At 61.8% G+C, this 1,253-nt stretch carries 1 protein-coding gene; it reads left to right on the top strand.

Annotated features, from left to right (window positions below; all coding sequences use genetic code 11):
* Positions 1-186: 186 nt before the first annotated feature.
* A partial coding sequence (locus ACF07D_RS16080) for an IS30 family transposase (protein ID WP_391505583.1) occupies positions 187-1,253 on the top strand: 1,067 nt, incomplete at its 3' end.

Consider the following 1,253-nt stretch of genomic DNA (forward strand, 5'->3'; position numbering starts at 1 on the left):
GGGCGGGTTCAGGTTGCTAGTGCAACACCCTGAACCTTGAATGGAATCAACATGGGTGTACACCATCCCTGGGAAACCCGACTCGCGGTCTACGCGCTGATCACTCGTGGACACACGATGCGACACGCGGCCCGATCACTGGCCCTCAGCGTGGAAAACGTGAAGAGCTGGGCGAGAATCGCAGGCATGACTCTCCCCGCAGGGCGTCCACGTACCCATCCCGAACCCGACACCCTCGACCATGACACCCGCACGCCCGGATCCTCCTACCATCGCCTCACTCTCGCGGACCGGGCCTTCATCCAAGCCGCGCGAACCATACAGCCGCCACTGTCGCTGCGGAGCATCGCGAAAGAACTCGCGGTCGCGCCATCGACCGTGTCACGAGAGCTGCAGCGGGCATCAATCATGGACGGGCGGCGCGGCAAACGATACAGCGCTGACATCGCGCACTTCCACGCGAGAGCCAGAAGACCCCGCCCGAGACCACACAAGCTAGATCACCCCCGTCTCCGCGCGGAAGTCGTGGCACGATTAAACGAGAAACACTCACCCCGGCAAGTCTCCAAGCGCTTGCTGGTTGACTTCCCGAACTGTCAGGAAATGCGTGTGTCCCACGAGACGATCTATCAGGCACTCTACGTGCAAGGCAAGGGAGCGCTCCGGCATGAACTGACCGTTGAGAAAGCGATCCGGTCCGGCAGAACGACCCGGCAACCCAGGTCGAAGCTTCCGCCGCGTCTGCAACGTTCATGGCTTGCAGGGGCGAGGCTGAGTGACCGGCCGGCAGTCGTTGAGGATCGGGCTGTGCCTGGGCATTGGGAAGGGGACCTGGTGGTGGGGCCGCAGAACTCAGGGATCGTGACGCTTGTGGAGCGGAGCACACGGTATGGGCTGGTGGGGCGGCTTCCTGGGCGGCGTGACTCTGAGACCGTGATCGAGGTGCTGCAGGCCATGATCTCGGTGCTGCCGCGGGCGTTACGAGAGACGATCACGTGGGATCAAGGTGCGGAGATGGCGCAGCACGTGAAGTTCAGTGTCGCGACGGGATGTCGAGTGTTCTTCTGTGACCCCCATTCGCCCTGGCAGCGGGGCAGTAACGAGAATTACAACGGGCTCGTGCGTGATTTCTACCCGAAGGGAACGAACTTCAATGGGGTCAGTGATGACGAGTTAGCGGAAATGCAGCGGATGTTGAATGATCGTCCACGGGAAACGTTGGGGTGGGCGACGCCTCGTGAGAAACTGAACGA

It is taken from the genome of Leucobacter sp. NPDC015123 (genome assembly GCF_043080205.1).
Lineage (GTDB): Bacteria > Actinomycetota > Actinomycetes > Actinomycetales > Microbacteriaceae > Leucobacter > Leucobacter aridicollis_A.